This window comes from Paenibacillus amylolyticus, assembly GCF_047302515.1.
GTDB classification, from domain to species: Bacteria; Bacillota; Bacilli; order Paenibacillales; family Paenibacillaceae; genus Paenibacillus; species Paenibacillus amylolyticus_G.
Genome location: NZ_CP168019.1, coordinates 4,016,773 through 4,036,485, shown reverse-complemented (window position 1 = coordinate 4,036,485; position 19,713 = coordinate 4,016,773). Strand labels below are relative to the sequence as shown.

Sequence of the window (19,713 nt, the reverse complement as noted above, 5' to 3'; positions counted from 1 at the left end):
CTTAACTCGTTGTTGAAAGGAGTGGTACAGTGAATCGCAGAAGACTGATTCTGGGTTTGTTATCCGTATGCACAGCATTGACGGTAGCAGCATGTTCGACTCGGACAGAAGACCAAGCATTATCAGCAACAATTGAAAGTAACCTGCAGCAGATGGTTAGCGACCCTGTCCTCCTGACCAGCAGTAATCCCAATGATTATATTGCTGGTAACCGTGAGGCTTACAACGACATCTTGAATACGGGTGAGGCAGGACTGCCTTTCCTGTTACAGCAGCTCGAATCCAGTCCGGATAATGGTCTTAAGGAATGGATCATGGCTCAGGCCAGTACTGAACTGCTTGGAGAGCATAACCCCGTAGAGGCATGGCATAGTGGCAAGGAATGGCTCAGACAGTATAAAATGAGCGTAGAATAATGGCTTATCTTCTCTATAGTACCTGACTTAGCGGAAGTAATGGAGGGGGCGGAATCGATTCTGAAGAAGCGATAGCGTTCGCCTTTGTTAGCGATCAGAAGAACGATCCGTAACCGTAATGGTTCCCGCAAGCCGTCAAGCACTGTAGTGTGTGATGAGCCGGAAGTACAAACCTCACCTCCAGTCAGCATGAGCAGCATTGAGAGGTTCTTGGAACCCGAAAGAATACATTATAGAGGTGAAATCCTTGAATAAGAAAATTGCTTTTTTTGATTCAGGCATCGGTGGTTTAACCGTTTTGCATAAGGCATTAAAACAGTTTCCGGAAGAAAAATTTCTGTATTACGCGGATACTTTGCATGTCCCGTATGGAACCAAGTCTGCGGATGAGGTTAGAGGACATATTTTTGATTGTGTGGAAGCCATCGTTCAGGAGGATGTTCAAGCAATCGTGATAGCTTGTAATACAGCAACAAGTCTGGCTGTGAAGGAACTGCGCGCCAAGTACGATATCCCGATCATTGGCATGGAGCCTGCGGTGAAACCAGCCGTGGAGATGAATCGTGATAGTGGGAAGAGAGTGCTTGTATTTGCCACGGCCCTCACCTTGAGCCAAACCAAGTATAACGAACTGGTATCACGTGTTGATGATCACCACAGTGTGGATTCCATTGCGCTGCCGGAACTTGTGGAATGGTGTGAACAGCTGGATTTTGATCCGGGCAAAATCGCTGATTATTTCCGGTTCAAGCTGGCAGATCTCGATCTTCATGGGTATGGCACAGTGGTGCTTGGTTGCACGCATTATCCATTCTATACGTCCATTCTGCGCACGGTTCTGCCAGATCATATACAGATCATTGATGGCAGTACAGGCACAGTGAACCATCTGAAGCAGCGGCTTGGACTGGTGGCTCAACATGGAGACAGAACCGGGGAACAGGTCACTTTCCTCAGTTCATCAGGCCGACCGGAAGAGCAGGAGAAGATGTACAATGCACTTCAATATCTTGAGATGAACTCCAAGTAGGTTACACCATGGGAGGTGATAGCTATGCAGTCCATTTATCTTATCCGTCACGCCAAGGCCACAGGGCAGGAACCCCATGCAGAGCTTACAGATGAAGGGATTAGGCAGGCTGAAAAACTTGCAGATCTCTTGGCTCATCACTCCATTACGTATATTGTCTCCAGTCCATGGAAAAGGGCTGTTCAGACGGCTATGCCACTGGGCATAGCAACGCTGCAACATATACATACGGATGAACGTCTCCAGGAGAGGGTACTTAGCTCTCTAGATCTGCCTAACTGGATGGATGTACTGAAACGTACATACGATGATGTGGATTGGGTGGAAGAAGGCGGGGAATCTTCGAGAAACGCGGCTGCAAGGGGGCTGGCACTACTGGAAGAGTTGTGGAGCAGACCGGAACAGCACGGGGCCGTGGTTACACATGGGAACTTGTTATCACTGCTTATTCGTGAGTATGAACCATCCTTTGGTTATGAAGAGTGGACCAAACTTTCTAACCCGGATGTGTATGTGCTGGAGAGACAACTGCCAGATGCAGGGCTGTCCACCATTCGCAGAATTTGGACAGATTAAACAGTAAAAGAGTGCTCCAGCGATATTATATCAGCCAGAACACTCTTTTCGTTTATTCACAGGGCATGTTTACAATGCGGCAATTATGATCATAACCCATCCAGCCAAAAATGCGACTCCGCCAAGTGGGGTAATGGCTCCCAATTTGCGAACACCCGTTACACTTAAAGCGTACAGGCTGCCAGAGAACAGGATGATCCCGGCGAACATCAGCCATCCGGCAAGCATGACGAGTGAAGAGGATTCAAGACGGTCTGCCAGCAGTCCGATCAGGATGATGCCAAGTCCGTGGATGAGGTGATATTGAACACCGGTTTCATAGATTTTGATCATGTCAGCGGATAGTTTGCGCTTGAGCGCGTGTGCGCCAAAGGCACCCAAAGCAACAGCCAGGAACATCATAATACTGCCGAGTATAATCAGGGTTTGCAATGTGTTTTTCTCTCCTTTTAAGGGTAATTAGATATAACATCAAAGTGTACTGCACGAGTGTTGTCTACAGTTTGCGCAATTGAATCTGCCCAATGGAGTGATCGGCTTCCTTTTTAAGAATCAGTCTAGCACGCCCTTTGGTTGGCAAAATGTTTTCATGCAGGTTTTTGGCATTGATATCCTGCCAGATCTGGTTGGCCGTACGCACGGTTTCTTCTTCATCGATATTGGCGAATCGTTGATGGAAAAAGGAATCCGTGTTCTGGAACGCTGTATTGCGGAGTAGCTTGAAACGCTCAACGTACCAGTGTCGTATATGCTCTTCTTCCGCATCAATGTAGATGGAAAAATCGAAGAAATCACTAACCAGCAAAGGCGTTTCCTTTTTGATCTGAAGTACATTTATACCTTCAATAATGAGAATATCCGGTTGACAGATCTGCTTCTCTTCCCCTTGAATGACATCGTAGGCGAGGTGAGAGTAGACGGGTGCTTTCACTTCGGGCTTGCCTGATTTCACATCACCCATGAACTGAATCAGGGATTTGATATCATAGCTTTCCGGGAATCCCTTGCGGTTCATGATGCCCTTCTCTTGCAGCACGGCGTTGGGATATAAGAAACCGTCGGTGGTGACAAGGTCAACCTTCGGACTATTCTTACCTCTGGCGAGCAGTGCCTGTAGCAAGCGGGCCGCTGTACTTTTGCCCACGGCAACACTTCCCCCGATTCCAATGATGTAGGGGGTGGGGAGAGCTTCTTTTTTCATAAAGGAGGCAGTTAATTGATTCAGTTCTCGTGAAACTCTTGCATATAGGTCAATAAAGTGGGTAAGAGGCAAATATATATCTTCGACTTCTTGAATCGATACCTCTTCATTCAATCCCTTTAACTGTTCTAATTCGGCTTCCGTCAGTGGAAGAGTGGTCTGATGTTGTTTAAGTTCAGCCCATTCCTTGCGGTTAAACTCGATGTAAGGAGAGTATAAATTCATGAGATCCCGCTTTCTGTATGTAATATAATTGTGGACACAACCTTTAGTGTATCAAATTTCAGGAAACTGACAACACCTTTACATTGTGCATTTCATAATGCCTTTCGTCAAAATGGAGCGAAAAACAACTTACTAGGAAAGTTTAACCCAATTTATGTTAAAGTCAACGTATACCATGCGGAAGGGTGACAGCACATGATCGTATATGAGAGAGAGCATGATTTTGTTTTGACCGCACAGCATGAGCATGGATTAGTAGCAGGAGAGATGACTTCCCACTGGAAAAATGAATTATTATCCGATGCTGCGCATCGGGATGAATTGATTCTAGCGGCCAAGGAACATGACCGTGGCTGGATTGAACTGGATTCGTCTCCGTTCTGGAATGATTACAGTCAATCGCCGTATTCGTTTCGTGACTTTCCATTGCGTCCGCGTTTTGTATTCTACCATAAAGGGATTGAAGAAGTTCGGCAGAAGAACCTCTACGCCGGATTATTGTGTAGCTTGATGTATACGGAACTGTTTCAGAAAAATCTGGGGGCCAATGCTCAGGATGATGATGACATCCGAGATTATCTGCAACAAGAACACGAACGTCAGCTGGATTGGGAGAAACAGCTTGGTGGTGATGCTGAAGCACTGAAACAGAGGCTGCAAAGTGATGTGGAGATTATGCTTTTCTGTGATCAGCTCAGTCTGTTTCTCTGTATGGAGGAACCGGGAACACCTGCTGCGCGTTATGATTTTTTTGCAGAAGGGCTCAGTTGTACGTTTGATGCCTGTTCCAGACAACCGATTCAAGCAGAGTGGTTATCCAATGAAAAAGTAGGCCTGTCTTTTTTCCCGTTTGATGAGGACTTTACGATCGTTTTGCCTTATAAATCAGTGCCGAAGGCAAGTATCCGCAAATTTGGTATGCAACAGGCTTATCGCCGGGCTGAATGGAAGGAACGCCGGGTGTTGATTACGGAATTGAACTGAGAACTGGAAACTCCAGGCTTGAGGAAAGAGCAGCATAGAATATAACAAAACAGGCGGGCTTCTGATGTACAGGTGTACAGGGCGTCCGCCTTTCGTATGCATATATATCATCATAGACTATACTGTGAGACCGGTGAAAATACGAATGAATCAGAGTGGGAATAAAGAAGGAAAACACAGGTTATTCCCAGAAATGTTAGTGTACAGCAGAGAAGCGCATGTTAGCAGGAGGACGAATATGGATACTAGAATAGAAATATTAACGATGTGTATGGTATGGGACAAAATGAATGATCAGGTGTTGTTAATGAATCGGCCGGACCGCAAAGGATTTCCGGGATACATCGCTCCTGGCGGGAAGGTAGATTTTCCGGAGAGTATCGTGGATGGTGCCGTGCGGGAGGTTCTGGAGGAGACGGGGCTAGTAGTTAATGAGATTACGTATAAAGGGCTTGATGAGTTCTGTGATCCCGAACAAGGATTGCGGTACATGGTATTTAACTATTTGGCGACTTCATTCGAGGGGCAGTTATTGCAAGATCCGCCCGAAGGCGAACTGTTATGGGTGCCTATGAAGCGGGTTTTTGAGCTGCCTATGCAGGATTGGTTTGCTGAACGTCTCCCGCGTTTTTTCCAAAAAGGTACTTTTGAGCGGAGTGTGATCTGGGAGAAGTCATCCGGACGTACACTGCAAGAGACATTTATGGTGTATAGCGATTCGGTACTTGAACAGAGTAGGACCCGATAAGTTAACCCGTCAGAAGGAGGAAAAATCATGGGATACCAGCATGCTCTACAAGGATACATTGCGGCGACAAATACACATCAGTTTGATGAAGTCAGTAAATGGTTATCGCCACAAGCCGTATATTGGTTTACGGGAACGTCCTGTACTACCCCTAACGAAATTCGGGCGTATTTTGAGAACGCTTGGGAGACAGTCAAGGAAGAAGTGTATCGTGCTGAAGATGTTAAGTGGATTACGACTAGCAAAGAGCAGGCCGTTTGTATTTATACCTACCACTGGAAGGGAATTTATCAGGGAGAGCCGGCTTATGGGAAGGGGCGGGCCACGAATGTATTTGTTGCTGGGCTTAATGGGGAATGGGAATTAATCCATGAGCATTTAAGCTTGGGTTAGGATATAAATAATGCCTCATAATGTATCATCCATATCTATATATTTATATCCAAATATTATGATATAATGAAGTTTACTATTTTTATAGGAGATGACTAGTCTGTGGGTATCGTATTTCGTGATACGTTAGAAAGTATAGCTCTTGAACAACTAGGTGGGAATTTCTTTGATGGTTGGCCAAACCCGCCGTCTACGCCAACATTTCTGAAGCTGCTGGAACAATCCTATGCTATTGAACTGGCTGTTGATGAAGATACCGGAAATGTGGTTGGATTCGTACAAGCAATCTCTGATGGTGTTCTCAGTGCGTATATCCCCTTACTGGAAGTAGTGCCAGAGTATAAGGGGCGTGGAATAGGTACGGCTCTTGTTCAGCGTATGTTCGAACGTCTTCGTAATCTTTATATGATCGATCTCTTGTGTGACCCAGAGCTTCAGGCATTTTATGAGAAACAGGGCATGGCCAATGCATCTGGAATGATCATTCGACATTATCAAAATCAATCAGGAGCAGTGTGTGATTAATAGATTGAGTAAACTAGTTTGTTGAAATGAAGAATGATATATTTGTGGATTTGCCATACATAGGCTTCTGCAAACAGAACGTAAATGAATATTGTACGATGAAAAGGTGGAGATTGGCATGAAATTGTCGTTCCGGATTTTGGACTGGGAAGAAGAGAGACCGTACGAACTTTTATTGATGGCTGATCCTTCAAAAGCAATTGTAGATGAGTACCTGAGTCGGGGTGTTTGTTTTATTGCCGAGTATGAAGGAGAGATGGTTGGGGAGTTCGTATTGTTGAAGACTCGTCCAGAGACTGCGGAGATTGTTAATATTGCCGTACAGGAAGAACTGCAGGGACAAGGTGTAGGCAAACACATGATTAAGGAAGCGATGGAAGCTGCACGTAGGTTGGGCTGCCGGATTCTCGAGATTGGGACGGGCAACTCCAGCTTTCATCAATTGAAGTTATACCAACGTTGCGGTTTCCGCATTATCGGGGTCGACCGTGACTTCTTTGTGAGGCATTATGAGGAAGAGATTATAGAGGACGGTATCCGCTGTGTGGATATGATCCGTATGGCCATAGATTTGGATGCTGTTACAGAGGATGAAAACGAAAGGAAGAGCCCTTAAGTGAATCGGCATACACATATTGGGGTATATGGCTTGGTCGCTTGGGAGGACCAATTCCTGTTGATTCATAAGGCTCGCGGAGCATATCAGGGGCAATGGGATTTATCAGGCGGAAGGCTGGAATTTGGCGAGCAGCCAGAGACTGCTCTTCATCGTGAGTTTGAAGAAGAGACGGGCCTGACCCACCTACAAGTGATGATTCGTTCTGCGGAGTCTATTGTACTGGAATGGGTGTATCAAGGTGAGCCGGAAGAGCTGCACCATATCGGGATGTTGTATGATGTGGTTTTGACCGTAGCCAGTCAGCCGGATCATATCAAAAAAGAACCCGATGGTGAAGATTCGCTGGGCGCGGACTGGTTTACACTGGAGCAAGTTAGAGATCTTTCCCTAACGCCGTTTGCAGAGTATATGATTAGCCAAAGTACATCTTGATGTGAATCCTCAACTTTATTGTTAACTTAAATTTGCTGAACCCAAAGAAGCTGCTCGGATAATTTATGTCTGGGCCAGCTTTTTGCTGCGGGTCTCCTGAAGAAAACCCCAATTATTTGTTGAATTTGACGTCAGATGGTTAATGTTTAACTTGACGGTTTGTTTTTGAACATAATGGACCACAATTCAATTAAGGAGGTAAAATGGGAGATCGTATGCCTATTTTGTTATAATTAAGCGTTCGTTGTTCTACCCAAATTGACCGATTTATTCGATTCATCTAATTTATGCATCAATTGAACTAAAAATAGGAAATGCTCCTGAGCGTAAAAGTTTATAGAATAGATAGTAGAACATGGACTTCACTTGAAGAAGAGGAGAAAGTGTAACCTTCGAACGGATCAGGACAGTATTCGACATCTGTGCGACGGTATATACAATCATTGTTTTACTTTGATTTTGAAAACGCAGACAAACCTTGACGGGAGCGTCGGACTAACGTTACTACCACCAACAGCACGATTATTGGACTTCATGAAAAATTTCGCTTAAAATGTTGAACGAACGCAAATTACGGCTTAGTCAATGATTTCCGTCAAAAACTTATGACTAAATCAAGACGGAGGGAACGTCGATGACGATCGTGGAAGGCAACAAGAAGCCCTGGGAAAGTTACTATGGCCCCAATATGGGATACGTACAGGAACAATATGAATTATTCACTCAAGACCCTGGTTCGGTTACACCGGCTTATCGTGAACTATTTGAACAATGGGGTGCACCGCCGATGTCTGGCAGGGATGCACGCACAACCTTGAATTCCGGCAACGCCCAATCGGCTTCCGGAAGCGTAGACATTCAACTATTACAGAAAGCGGTTACAGCGGGTAAACTGGTATGGAACATCCGTACCTATGGTCATCTTGCTGCAGATATAGATCCGCTTGGAATCAGTGAAGATACAGACACATCTTTGCTGGAACCTCAGCATTTTGAATTAAACGAAGAAGATCTGAAGGCTTTACCTGCTTCCCTGATCTGGGAAGGTGCAGATGGGCAGACAGCAACCGGATGGGATGCTATCCAGCGCTTGCGTCAGATATACACTGGACCCATGGCTTATGAATTCAGTCATGTGCACGAAGTTCAAGAGCGTGAGTGGCTGAATCGTCGTGCGGAATCCCGGACATCACCAGCTCCACTTAACCCGAAAGAACGTAAGGCTTTGCTGGAACGTTTGGTTGAAGTTGAGCAATTTGAAGATTATCTTCACAAAACATTTGTTGGGCAGAAACGTTTCTCCATCGAAGGTAACGATGTGCTTGTGCCGATGCTGGATGAAGCTGTTCGCATCATGGCGGAAGCCGGATCAAGCCACATTCTGATGGGTATGGCCCACCGTGGACGGTTAAATGTACTGGCTCATGTTTTGGGCAAACCGTACAGCAAAATTTTCTCTGAATTTCATCATGCTCCGAACAAAGATTTGGTTCCATCGGAAGGTTCGACGGGAATCAACTACGGTTGGACGGGGGATGTCAAATATCATATGGGTGCCAACCGTTTTGTAAAAGACGGGGAAACTGTACAGGCACGCCTTACTCTGGCGAATAACCCGAGCCATCTGGAATACGTTAATCCGGTTGTACAAGGGTTTGCTCGTGCGGCTCAGGATGACCGGCGTGACCCTGGATATCCGAAGCAAGACGTGACGAAGGCAGCTACCATTTTGATGCACGGTGATGCAGCATTCCCTGGAGAAGGGATCGTTGCAGAGACGCTTAACTTCAAAGCTCTGCCAGGATATCAGAATGGCGGAACCATCCATATTATCGTGAACAATCGTCTGGGTTTCACTACAGATAGCAGTGATTCCCGTTCAACGTACTACGCAAGTGACCTTGCTAAAGGGTACGAAATTCCGATTGTACACGTGAATGCGGACAATCCGGAAGCTTGTATTGCAGCCATTCGTATGGCAGCCGAGTATCGCAATCGTTTCAAAAAGGATTTCCTGATCGACTTGATCGGTTACCGTCGCTACGGCCATAACGAAACCGATGATCCCGAAACAACTCAACCTATCGTTTATGACAAGGTGAAAAACCATCCAACGGTAAGCCACTTGTATCAGGATCAGTTGAAAGAGGAATCGATTATCGATGATGCATCCATTACGAGCATTCGCGATGGAGTAACGAACAAATTAAAAGAAGCTTATGACCAGATGAAGAAAAATGAAGTACATGAATATTATCAACGGAAAATCAGTGAGCCGGAGGCTGTTACGATTACTCCGACTGCGGTACCGCTTGAGAATCTTCGCAGCATTAATGCCGATCTGCTGAAATGGCCTGAAAACTTCAATGTGTATCCGAAGTTACAGCGGATTTTGCAACGTCGGAGCACTTCCCTGAACGAAGGGGAAAAAGTGGATTGGAGCCTTGCGGAGACACTCGCATTTGCAACCATTCTGGCAGATGGCAAGCCAATTCGGATTAGTGGACAGGATGCCGAGCGTGCTACATTCGCTCATCGGAATCTGGTGTTGCATGATTCGGAGAATGGAGCAAAGTTCTGCCCATTACATCACTTGCCACAGGCAAGAGCATCCTTTGCAATCTATAACAGTCCGTTGTCTGAAGAATCCGTTGTTGGATTCGAATACGGATATAACGTTTATTCACCGGATACACTGGTCATCTGGGAAGCTCAATTCGGTGACTTTGCCAACTGTGCACAAGTTATCTTTGACCAGTTTGTATCAGCGGGACGTGCCAAATGGTCTCAAAAATCCAGTCTGGTCATGTTGCTTCCACACGCGAATGAGGGTCAGGGACCTGAGCATACAAGTGCTCGTCTTGAACGCTTCCTGCAGCTTTGTGCAGAAGACAACATGACGGTTGCCAACTTGTCGAGTGCATCCCAGTACTTCCACTTGTTGCGTCGTCAAGCTTCCTTGACTGAAACAGAAGATGCTCGTCCACTTGTGATGATGTCACCGAAAAGTCTCATTCGTAACCCGCGTGTTGCATCACCGGCAGTTGAATTCAGTGAAGGCAAGTTTGAACTTGTACTGGAGCAAGCTGGACTGGGGACACAGCCGGATCGCGTAGAGCGCATTATTTTGTGCAGTGGCAAGATTGCCATTGACCTGGAAGATGCTATTGAAAAAGATAAAGCAGATCGGTCATGGCTTCACATTATCCGTGTGGAACAGTTGTATCCGTTCCCGGCAGAAGAGATCAAACGTGTCCTCGCCCGTTTCAGCAATGTAAAAGAACTGGTATGGGTACAGGAAGAAAACAAAAACATGGGTGCCTGGACATACATGGAGCCTCGTCTTCGTGAAGTTGCCCCGGAAGGCACAACCGTTAGATACGAAGGTCGCCCGGAACACGCAAGTCCTTCCAGCGGTTATCAGCTTGTGCATAGTATGGAACAGCAACAGATTATTACATCTGCGTTGAAACAAACGACGAAGAATAATATTCCACTGGGGAGGTAACAGCTGTGAGTGAAATTAAAGTACCTGCAATGGGTGAGTCAATAACTGAGGGAACTGTATCCAGATGGATGGTTAAAGAAGGGGATACCGTTAATCAGGGTGATGTGCTTCTTGAACTGGAAACGGATAAAGTAAATATTGAGATCAGCGCAGAAGAAAGTGGCGTGCTGGAGAAGATCATTCGTCAGGAAGGAGAGACGGTAGAGATCGGTGAAACGATCGGTACACTCTCAGCTGGTTCTGGAGGAGGAAGCGGTTCACCCGCTTCCGAACCAGCAGCTGAAGAGAAAAAGGCCGTTACTCCTGCACCAGAAGCTCCAACACCACCACCAGCACCCGTTGCGGCAGCACCGGAGTCATCCGATAGTGCCAAGACGGCTTCACCGTCTGCCCGTAAGCTTGCACGTGAACGTGGTATCGAACTGGATCAGGTTCAGAGCAAAGATCCGATTGGACGGGTATACCAGGATGATGTGAAGAGCCATAACAATCAGGCGCCTGCACCTGCTGCTCCACCTGCGAGTAAAGCTCCAGCCGCACCAAGTGCTCCGGCAGCTGGAAGCTCAACCTATACCAAACCAGTGGAGCGTCAGCGGATGTCTCGCCGTCGTGCAACCATTGCCAAACGTCTGGTAGAGGCGCAGCAGACAGCAGCCATGTTGACTACGTTTAATGAAGTTGATATGACTGCGATCATGGATGTGCGTAAACGCCGTAAGGACAAGTTCAAAGAGAAACATGAAATTAACCTGGGCTTCATGTCCTTCTTCACCAAAGCGGTTGTGGGGGCTCTGAAAAAATTCCCTACAATTAACGCAGAGATTGATGGCGAAGATGTTGTGCTCAAAAAGTATTATGATATCGGCATCGCCGTATCTGCGAAGGAAGGACTGGTTGTACCGGTTGTACGTGATGCCGATCGTCTGGGCTTTGCCGAGATCGAGAAGAGCATTGCGGACTTGGCATCCAAAGCTCGTTCCAACACGCTGGCGTTATCTGATCTGCAAGGTGGAACGTTCACCATCACTAATGGTGGAACATTTGGTTCCTTGTTGTCTACGCCAATTCTGAATACACCTCAAGTGGGTATTCTGGGGATGCATAAGATCCAGCTTCGTCCAGTGGCGATTGATGCAGAGCGGATGGAGAACCGTCCAATGATGTACATCGCGTTGTCCTATGATCACCGGATTATCGACGGTAGTGAGGCTGTTCGTTTCCTCGTGACCGTGAAAGAACTGCTTGAAGACCCGGAATCCCTGTTAATTGAAGGTTAATCCATAACGTTTGATTATAGCTATTATTCATATCGCTTAACAAGAGAACCCCTGAACTGGAGTGCAGCGTGAGCTGCACATCCGATTCAGGGGTTTCTTTTGCTGTTGCTCCTGGTATGTTGTCTCCGACTCTATTAGATAGAGTCAGCCGTCTCAGTAGGGCTCACCGGACTAGGGTGTGTATTCGAGCCAGGGGTATTCCGCTCTAGCCAGTTCACAACGTGCTGGGCCACTTCTGTTCGGTTGATCTCATGCAGCATTTCATGGCGTCCATCCGGATACAGGCGATACTCAATATTCTCCAGGTGAAGTTTCTTATATTGCGAGACCAGATTAAGAACGCCTTTGCCATGAAGTCCGACAGGGTCCTTCTCACCTGAGAACAGGTATACGGGTTTGTGTTTGGGTATGCGCTCCATATTGTGTGGAAGATGGACTTCAAGCAGCAATTTGAAGAAGTCGCGGAAAAAGCCTGCTGTACAGACTGCTCCGCACAGGGGATCATCAATGAATCGCTGAACCTCTTGTGAGTCCCGGGACAACCAATCAAACGGTGTCGTTGCAGGGCGGAAGGAGCGGTTAAATCCACCAAATACAATCGCGTTGAGCAGCATGCTGGGGTGGGTAGCACCCTGAATGCCGCACTGCAAAAAGGCGAGTTTCTCTCCAAACCGGAGCAGACCACGTCTGCCGTTTGTCCCGGATAAAATAAAGGCATGGTACTGCTCATGACCAGCGTACATGAGATGTTGTACCAAGAATGAGCCCATGCTATGTCCCATTAGAAACAGGGGCACCCCAGGATTCTCTTTGGCGGCTACTTCGCCCAGATTGATCATATCACTCGCCATCCAGCGGAAGGCATCGATACCAGCATTACCAAGCAACTTGGCATTCTCCACAGTTTTGCCATGACCCCGATGGTCATTGGCATAAACCGCATAGCCATTTTGGGTAAGGATGTCGGCAAATTCGGCGTATCGGGCTGCCGTCTCACTCATGCCGTGTGCAATTTGCACTACACCTTTAACGTTACATTCCCGATCGGGAAGCCAGCGGTACACATGAATACGGGTACCTTCACTAGCGACCAAGGCAAAGGTAGATTCCTGCATCTCGTGTAATTCCTCCTTCACGGGTCACATATAAGCTTGAGTTAGGGCAGATAAGAGCGAAGAACAGTGGTATTCCCGTTCAATGTATAAGAACCCAGATTGGCTGGCAAGAGATAACATTGTCCTGCTTTCAATTCAATGCTGTCTGATTCAGCATGTGCCCACTCCAAAGTTCCTTCTCCTTCACAGACAACGAGAATCGTGAAGCTGTTAGGATTGGTGGAGAGTTCCCACCGTTCAGTCACAATCCCTTTTTCCACCACAAAATAAGGGCATTCAGCAAGCTTGAGCCATTCACCAGGAGTAGCGTTATTTGTTTTCATCGTTGAGGCACCTGCGCCCTCATAAGCGGTGACATTTAATGAGTCTTCAACATGCAACTCGCGTGGTTTGCCATCCAGCCCTGGACGATTGTAATCGTATATCCGGTACGTCGTATCCGAGTTTTGCTGAATCTCAGCGACAACGACACCTGCACAGAGCGCATGCACTGTTCCAGCAGGGATAAAGAACGTATCACCAGCTTCTACAGGTACCTGACGAAGGGTATCCATCACCGTGCCGTTTTCCAATGCTTCTTTTAATGTTGCCCGATCAACGCCTTCATTCAAGCCATAGATGATATGTGCGCCCGGTTTTGCGTCGAGTACATACCACATTTCTGTTTTGCCAAGCTCGCCAGGAGGAAGTGCCTCATACTCGTCAGTTGGATGAACCTGAACGGATAGGTCATCGTTGCAGTCAAGCAGCTTAATCAGAAGGGGGAAACGTCCGCCTTTTTCAGAGACGCCTTTGGTTCCAAGCCATTCGGTGCCCAGTTGTTCACGAACTTCATCCAGACCCTTCCCAGCCAGGGCTCCATTTAATACCTTGGTTGTACCGTTGGGATGATCCGCAATCATCCATCCTTCTCCGATATGTCCTTCAGGGGGCGTAAGGCCGAATTGCTCCAGCGCACGACCGCCCCACACACGTTCTTTGAACTCAGGTTGGAATTGTAATGGGTATGGCGTAGACATCAGTAATCTCTCCTCTAGTATATGAAATGGTGGATCGCTTTAATCAGTCATGGGCATGTAATCGCCATGAGCAAACAAGTGAATACGTTTGCATATGTAGATGTAGAACACAGATCGCAGTAAGAAAAAGCCGTTAATAGCTCGCCTTGCGATTGTGTCTAGTTTATTGTATTTGGTGAACAAAGGAAATTATTTTTTCTCGATTCCGATCAGAAAAGGAGAAGTTTCTCGCTGCAATTGGCGATACATCACAACCTGTGCCTGTTCCACCGGCAGGGCAGAGGACCAGTCCAATACAGCTTCTGCTTCCTGTGCCCCTCCGTCATGACCGGGGTAGAGCACAACCGTAATAATTCCGCGAGGGCGTAATAAAGCGAGTGCAGCCTCGAGTGCAGCGATCGTGCTGTCAGTCTCGGTTATGATGGAGGAATCTGCACTTTCTGAAGGCAGGTACCCCAGATTAAACATAACTGCACCAACCGTACCAAGCCATGACTCAGGAACCGCTTCTGCCATTCGATCATGGCTTAGTTGAAGCATGGAGATGGAGCCAAGCTTGGTTTCGTCGTTTTGTTTTCGAATCCGGGCCTGTGCCAGCGTGAGGGCTTCACTTTGAATATCGAATCCAATGACTTGACCACGCCTGCCTACTTGTTGTGCCAAAAATAGTGTGTCTGCTCCTGTACCCACCGTTGCATCTATGGCCAGATCACCTGGCTGCAGACGGGAAGCAATCCACTGATGCGCACAGCTGAGAACCGAAAGAAAGCCCATCTATGCTCGCCTCCAATACTTACCTTGCCATGAATCCCGCTCTCGCAGCTCACGATCAATGGAGTTTAACACTTCCCATTTGTTCATGGACCACATCGGTCCAATCAACAGATCACGCGGTGCGTCGCCTGTAAGACGGTGTACGATCATTTCCGGTGGAAGCATCTCCAGTGTATCTACGATCAGCTTGATATACTCGTCCTGATCCAAAAAACGTAAAAGACCGGCTTCGTATTGCTTCACCATTGGTGTTTTGCGCATCAGATGCAGCAGGTGAATCTTGATTCCCTGTACATCCATATTGGCAACTGCCCGTCCAGTGTCCAGCATCATCTCATGTGTCTCTTGAGGCAGACCATATATGATATGTGTGCACACACGTATATTCCGTTTGCGCAGTTTCTCAACCGCTTCTTCGTAACACTTCGTGTCGTGCGCGCGATTAATCAATGTTGATGTGGAATCATGGATCGTTTGAAGGCCCATCTCAACCCACAGATAGGTGCGTTCGTTCAGTTCAGCCAAATAATCAACAACGTCATCTGGCAAACAATCCGGGCGAGTGGCGATGGACAAACCAACAACACCGGGTTGCTCAAGAATTTCTTCAAAATATTCGCGCAGCTCCTCAACCGGAGCATACGTATTCGTATAGGCTTGGAAGTAGCCAATATAATGGGCTTTAGGCCACTTGAGGTGCTGTTTATCTCGAATTGTATTGAATTGGGTGACCAGATCTTCACGTCTGCTGCCAGCAAAATCGCCTGATCCACGCGCACTGCAGAAGGTGCAACCACCTTTGGCAATGGAACCGTCGCGGTTGGGACAGGTGAATCCAGCATCCAGCATCACTTTGAAAACCTTATTGTTAAATTGATCTCGCATCTCATAATTCCAGGTATGGAATCGTTTATCTCCCCACAGGAGAGGGGACTGTAATGCAGGTGCATTCATCTTCAGGGTACTCCTTTGGCTGTCGAATTACCGTAATCATACGTGAACAAAAGAAGAAGCGCTATGCGATTTCCGTCATAGACGATGGATAGCGATTATAGGTGTCTTCGTGAACTTTTATCATTGTATCAAAAAACTAAAAAAAAAGGGAATCGAAACGCAAAAATAGGCCGTAAAATCAAGGTTTTCTCCTTGCTATAGTTTACACCTTATGTTATATTTAAATCAGCGTCAGACACCATCTAATGGGTATTATTCATCATAGCATTTGAATCAACGTTGACGTCATGGACCATACTATACCGTGAGGTGATATGAATGAATTCCCAAGTTAAAAACAATGAATTGAATCATGTGTCTGTTGAATTGACGGCAGAAGAAGCACTGGCTTTAACAGGTGTTCGTTTTAATGGAAATCCGAAAGTGAAAGCGGCTGCAAGACAAAAAGTTCGCGATGCTTTCGAAAAGACATTTGATTTTTCACACCAAGATAAGGTAGACTATGAACTACTAAAGTAGTTGGACCCCAATTCCAAATAAATCGAAGAGGGAATCTTTGAGATTTGCCCAAAGTGGCAGATCCGAAGATTCCCTTTTCATTGCTCTTTACAATTTGCCAGTTCTTCGGCAAAATGAGTCTGAGACAAGTATGGGACAAACGGAGGAATAAAATGCGTTTACGTGGCAGAAAAGGGATAAGAGAAAATCTGGAGCAACAAGTTGATCTTGTTGTACTGGACCCCAAGCAACATAAAGGAAAATGGTCTGAACTGTTTGGCAATGATCACCCGATCTTCGTGGAATTTGGTATGGGTAAAGGTCAATTTATCAGTCAAATGAGTTATAAATATCCGGAATTTAATTTCATCGGTATTGATATGTATGATGAACTGGTGCGTCGTGCCAGTGAGAAAGCTCGTAATGCGTGGAGTCAGGCTGATGTGGAGACACCTCCGAACCTGAAGCTTGCGCTGGCGAATATTGAACAGATCGAAGAAGTTTTTGAACCGGAAGAACTGGAACGCATTTATTTGAACTTCAGTGATCCTTGGCCAAAAGCAAAGCATGCACGTCGTCGTTTGACGCACCCGCGCTTCCTGAAGAAATACACGGAATTGCTTAATCCCAAAGGTCAGATTCATTTCAAAACCGATTCGGAGACGCTGTTTGATTTCTCACTCAACGCCATTGCCGACTTCGGCCTGCAAATGACCAATATTTCTTTGAATCTGCATCGTGATGGTTTGAATGAAGAACATGTGATGACGGAGTACGAGCAGAAATTCATGGGTAAAGGTATGAACATTCACCGGGTTGAAGTGATTGTGGGTGAAGAGGCCTTGCGTGAGTATCAGCAGACACGTCTGGACAAGTATAAAGTTCGTGAAGCTTCGGATGAGTCTGGCGAAGATCAGGAACAGGAATAAATCGAAATCTAACTTAAACTCATTAAAGAAGAGCGACACATGAGGTGAATGATTCATTCTCATAGGTCGCTCTTTTTTTGCATTAACAATCCATGTGCAATGCTCCATAAACTCAAGTCGGGTATGATTTCAAAAGTTCTCTGAATGAAATTCTTTGCGGCGATAATCGTTTGGTGTAACACCATTGAACTTTTTGAACATGCGATAGAAGTATGAACTGTTGGTGAATCCGGTTCTCTCGGCAATGTCGGCAACGGAGTTCTCCGTCTCCACCAGCAGATGCTGGGCCTTGGCTATTCGGGTTTCGTTAATCACGTCCGTGAGCCCTTTCAGGGTGAGCTGTTTGTAGAGCCTGCTTACATAGATGGGCGACATGCCCAACTCATCTGCGATAGAAGTTAGACATAGATTGGGGTCCGTATAGTCCCGCTCAATAATGCCATTGATTTTACGAATTAACTCTTCGTGCTTCAGTGTACGTTTCTCCTCGACTTTGGAACCAAGCTCATCAAACATCCGATAGAAGTGTTCATGTACTTCACTGATGTCTTCCGCGTCTTTGACAGGCAGCATTAGACCATCCGAGACTGAATCAAGCGTGAGTTGATTATTCTTCTTGAGGGTATTTCGTACATGGTTCAGTGTCATCGTCAGATGGGATAAAGCTAGCTGGAAGACGGTAAATGGATATGCGGCTGTCTCGCCGACGATATCTGCATAGACTTGTTTTGCTTCTCGCGTCTTACCTGTCATTAGATGATCAACAAGTTGTCTTTCCTTACCTGCTGGAAATGCGTACTCCTTGGCGTGATAAGCCATGATGTCAGCGGTATAGATCAGACAGCCCGGTCCCATGAACAAACGATGCAGTGAGGCTTCGGCTGATCTGGTGTAGGATGCAATACTGTCTTCCAATGAATCTTCTTCCGTGCCGATCGTACAGGAGATGGAGCATTTCAAATGGGTCATTACAGCTGCCTGCATCATACGTAGTAGCTCTTCGATCCGGTTATGAGCAGGTTGCCCCAGTTCATGGCTTTCCGCTTTTTCATTGAAGATGAGTGTGATCAGATCACCACCCATGTCCACAGCTTCCGCATTGTAGTGGAGATCGGCTGTCTCGGTGCAGATGTTCATCATGGCGTATTTTACAAGCTGGGTCTCATCACGATACGTTTCGCAGAATTCGGTAAAATGGTCAATACGCAGTAATACCAGTCTGGATGCACGCTGAACATCAATGGAGGAACCATAGAACTTCATCCGTTCTTCCAGCATACCTCCAGTTACTGTTTCGCGGCCCTGCAGGGCCCCTCGTAGAAAATCCTGCCGTAACAAATGAAGACTGCCACGTCGCTCTGCTTCCATCACACGTAAACGAACAAGCACCTTATCAATAGGGTGATATAGTTTTCGGGACACAAGATAAGAGAGCAGTAACCCTGCGAAGAGAAGTCCAACACAAAACAGAACGGTATGTGTGCGCATACTCCGTATATCTGAGGTAATCAGATCATAAGGTGTTATTCTTACATAACGCCAACCCAGATCATCGGGAGCGGTATAGGTGATGAGCGATTTTTCTCCGTCGACCTTCTCGGTAAAGTAAGCTGACTGCTCCGTATCCTGCATAATTGGCTTCATAAAAGCTTCGCTGGAGAGATTTTTCATCAATGCACGGTCGCCAAAGTCAGATAAAAGGTCTCCATTCTCATTCACGATAAAGGTTTTGCCTGGTTGATCCACAGCATTCATATTGGGACTGAGCCAATCATCCTTGATATTAACGATGACAGCATAGTTTAGCTTCGCGTTATCATTAATCGTGTCATAACAGAGATAGGTGTAGCTGTTAACCTCTGTTGCTTCAGTAGACCCGACCTGATATGTACGCGGGATGGGCACGAAAGGTTTATAGTCATTGAAGCGTTGGAGGATGCTTGTAATCCCCTGATCGTCGATCTCCGAGATGGACTGCTGCCCATTGCGCACGTCGGAACTGATAAAGAATTCATTACTTTTGGAGTTATATACATAGATGGATTCGATAAAGGGAAGGGACATACGGTAGTTGTCTAGCTGCTCCATCGCCGATGTGATCTCATAGATATTTGGTTTGGAATAGAGCAGTAATGAAGAGATGGTGTAGTCCTGATAAATCTGATATGACAATGATTTTGCAGTCTCGGTCATTTTGGCTACTTCACGGCTGGTTTGAGTAAGACTGTTCATATCTGTACGATAAACCTGGCGAAGCGCAATCCGATTATAGTTGGCGTACAAAATAGAAGAAGCCACAAGTAAGGTAGCGACGGTACTGATAATAATGCCGATCAGAATCCGTGTGAAGACCTTCTGACTGTCCTCTGAACGTTTACGCATTCTGTTTCCCCCTCAGACCTCCTATTTAGGTTAACCACATAGAAATTCATATACATACGTGAGGCTTCATAGTTGGATGAGCAGAAGAGCAAGAGTAACTTGAATTAT

General features: G+C 46.3%; 20 protein-coding genes. 13 read left to right on the top strand and 7 right to left on the bottom strand.

The window, feature by feature from the left end:
* Positions 1-29 precede the first annotated feature (29 nt).
* The 3 genes from ACDJ59_RS17335 to ACDJ59_RS17325 all read left to right on the top strand — a co-directional run bounded on the left by ACDJ59_RS17335 (position 30) and on the right by ACDJ59_RS17325 (position 2,022).
* Positions 30-416: a hypothetical protein gene (locus tag ACDJ59_RS17335; protein WP_413404405.1), complete on the top strand. Its 387-nt coding sequence runs from the start codon at positions 30-32 to the stop codon at positions 414-416.
* A gap of 247 nt (positions 417-663) precedes the next feature.
* Entirely contained in the window at positions 664-1,446 is a 783-nt protein-coding gene (gene murI, locus ACDJ59_RS17330) for a glutamate racemase (RefSeq protein WP_413404403.1), read from the top strand.
* A gap of 24 nt (positions 1,447-1,470) precedes the next feature.
* Positions 1,471-2,022: a histidine phosphatase family protein gene (locus ACDJ59_RS17325; protein ID WP_413404401.1), complete on the top strand. Its 552-nt coding sequence runs from the start codon at positions 1,471-1,473 to the stop codon at positions 2,020-2,022.
* Between the two features lie 69 nt (positions 2,023-2,091).
* On the opposite strand, the gene ACDJ59_RS17320 is transcribed toward ACDJ59_RS17325, so the two are convergent.
* Together ACDJ59_RS17320 and coaA are read right to left on the bottom strand one after the other, a co-directional pair.
* Positions 2,092-2,454, bottom strand: coding sequence for a DUF423 domain-containing protein (locus ACDJ59_RS17320; protein ID WP_405172151.1), 363 nt, complete (start codon positions 2,452-2,454; stop codon positions 2,092-2,094).
* 64 nt (positions 2,455-2,518) lie between these two features.
* The gene (coaA, locus tag ACDJ59_RS17315) at positions 2,519-3,448 is read right to left on the bottom strand and encodes a type I pantothenate kinase (protein ID WP_413404399.1); all 930 of its coding nucleotides are present in this window, start codon (positions 3,446-3,448) and stop codon (positions 2,519-2,521) included.
* 195 nt (positions 3,449-3,643) lie between these two features.
* Between coaA and ACDJ59_RS17310 the strand changes: the two genes are divergently transcribed.
* The 8 genes from ACDJ59_RS17310 to odhB all read left to right on the top strand — a co-directional run bounded on the left by ACDJ59_RS17310 (position 3,644) and on the right by odhB (position 11,934).
* Positions 3,644-4,432, top strand: coding sequence for a DUF3891 family protein (locus ACDJ59_RS17310; RefSeq protein WP_413404397.1), 789 nt, complete (start codon positions 3,644-3,646; stop codon positions 4,430-4,432).
* Positions 4,433-4,670: 238 nt separating this feature from the next.
* The gene (locus tag ACDJ59_RS17305; RefSeq protein WP_413404395.1) at positions 4,671-5,180 is read left to right on the top strand and encodes an 8-oxo-dGTP diphosphatase; all 510 of its coding nucleotides are present in this window, start codon (positions 4,671-4,673) and stop codon (positions 5,178-5,180) included.
* A 27-nt stretch (positions 5,181-5,207) separates the two neighbouring features.
* Complete coding sequence (locus tag ACDJ59_RS17300; RefSeq protein WP_413404393.1) at positions 5,208-5,573, top strand: YybH family protein; 366 nt, start codon at positions 5,208-5,210, stop codon at positions 5,571-5,573.
* Between the two features lie 102 nt (positions 5,574-5,675).
* Positions 5,676-6,098 (top strand): GNAT family N-acetyltransferase, encoded by a 423-nt coding sequence (locus ACDJ59_RS17295; RefSeq protein WP_315372967.1) that lies wholly within the window; start codon positions 5,676-5,678, stop codon positions 6,096-6,098.
* A gap of 118 nt (positions 6,099-6,216) precedes the next feature.
* Positions 6,217-6,714: a GNAT family N-acetyltransferase gene (locus tag ACDJ59_RS17290; protein WP_036610208.1), complete on the top strand. Its 498-nt coding sequence runs from the start codon at positions 6,217-6,219 to the stop codon at positions 6,712-6,714.
* Positions 6,715-7,149 carry an NUDIX domain-containing protein gene (locus ACDJ59_RS17285; RefSeq protein ID WP_413404390.1) on the top strand — a complete coding sequence of 145 codons (435 nt, stop codon included), beginning with the start codon at positions 6,715-6,717 and terminating at the stop codon, positions 7,147-7,149. It begins immediately after the preceding gene.
* 634 nt (positions 7,150-7,783) lie between these two features.
* Positions 7,784-10,657 carry a 2-oxoglutarate dehydrogenase E1 component gene (locus tag ACDJ59_RS17280; protein WP_413404388.1) on the top strand — a complete coding sequence of 958 codons (2,874 nt, stop codon included), beginning with the start codon at positions 7,784-7,786 and terminating at the stop codon, positions 10,655-10,657.
* A 5-nt stretch (positions 10,658-10,662) separates the two neighbouring features.
* On the top strand, positions 10,663-11,934 hold the full coding sequence (gene odhB, locus ACDJ59_RS17275; protein ID WP_413404386.1) for a 2-oxoglutarate dehydrogenase complex dihydrolipoyllysine-residue succinyltransferase: 1,272 nt from the start codon (positions 10,663-10,665) through the stop codon (positions 11,932-11,934).
* Positions 11,935-12,068: 134 nt separating this feature from the next.
* Here the strand turns inward: odhB and ACDJ59_RS17270 are convergent, their stop codons facing one another.
* The 4 genes from ACDJ59_RS17270 to ACDJ59_RS17255 form a co-directional block, all read right to left on the bottom strand.
* Positions 12,069-13,049, bottom strand: coding sequence for an alpha/beta fold hydrolase (locus tag ACDJ59_RS17270; protein WP_413404384.1), 981 nt, complete (start codon positions 13,047-13,049; stop codon positions 12,069-12,071).
* Positions 13,050-13,090: 41 nt separating this feature from the next.
* Positions 13,091-14,068: a type I phosphomannose isomerase catalytic subunit gene (locus ACDJ59_RS17265; RefSeq protein WP_413404382.1), complete on the bottom strand. Its 978-nt coding sequence runs from the start codon at positions 14,066-14,068 to the stop codon at positions 13,091-13,093.
* A gap of 189 nt (positions 14,069-14,257) precedes the next feature.
* The gene (locus ACDJ59_RS17260) at positions 14,258-14,842 is read right to left on the bottom strand and encodes a class I SAM-dependent methyltransferase (RefSeq protein ID WP_413404380.1); all 585 of its coding nucleotides are present in this window, start codon (positions 14,840-14,842) and stop codon (positions 14,258-14,260) included.
* A complete protein-coding gene (locus ACDJ59_RS17255; protein WP_036669734.1) occupies positions 14,843-15,796 on the bottom strand; it encodes a TIGR01212 family radical SAM protein in 954 nt (317 codons plus the stop codon).
* Positions 15,797-16,114: 318 nt separating this feature from the next.
* On the opposite strand from ACDJ59_RS17255, the gene ACDJ59_RS17250 reads away from it, so the two are divergent.
* Both ACDJ59_RS17250 and trmB read left to right on the top strand, forming a co-directional pair.
* On the top strand, positions 16,115-16,315 hold the full coding sequence (locus tag ACDJ59_RS17250) for a hypothetical protein (RefSeq protein WP_036610190.1): 201 nt from the start codon (positions 16,115-16,117) through the stop codon (positions 16,313-16,315).
* Between the two features lie 152 nt (positions 16,316-16,467).
* Complete coding sequence (trmB, locus tag ACDJ59_RS17245; protein ID WP_076252463.1) at positions 16,468-17,223, top strand: tRNA (guanosine(46)-N7)-methyltransferase TrmB; 756 nt, start codon at positions 16,468-16,470, stop codon at positions 17,221-17,223.
* A gap of 129 nt (positions 17,224-17,352) precedes the next feature.
* On the opposite strand, the gene ACDJ59_RS17240 is transcribed toward trmB, so the two are convergent.
* Positions 17,353-19,605, bottom strand: coding sequence for an AraC family transcriptional regulator (locus ACDJ59_RS17240; RefSeq protein ID WP_413404377.1), 2,253 nt, complete (start codon positions 19,603-19,605; stop codon positions 17,353-17,355).
* Between the last annotated feature and the right edge of the window lie 108 nt (positions 19,606-19,713).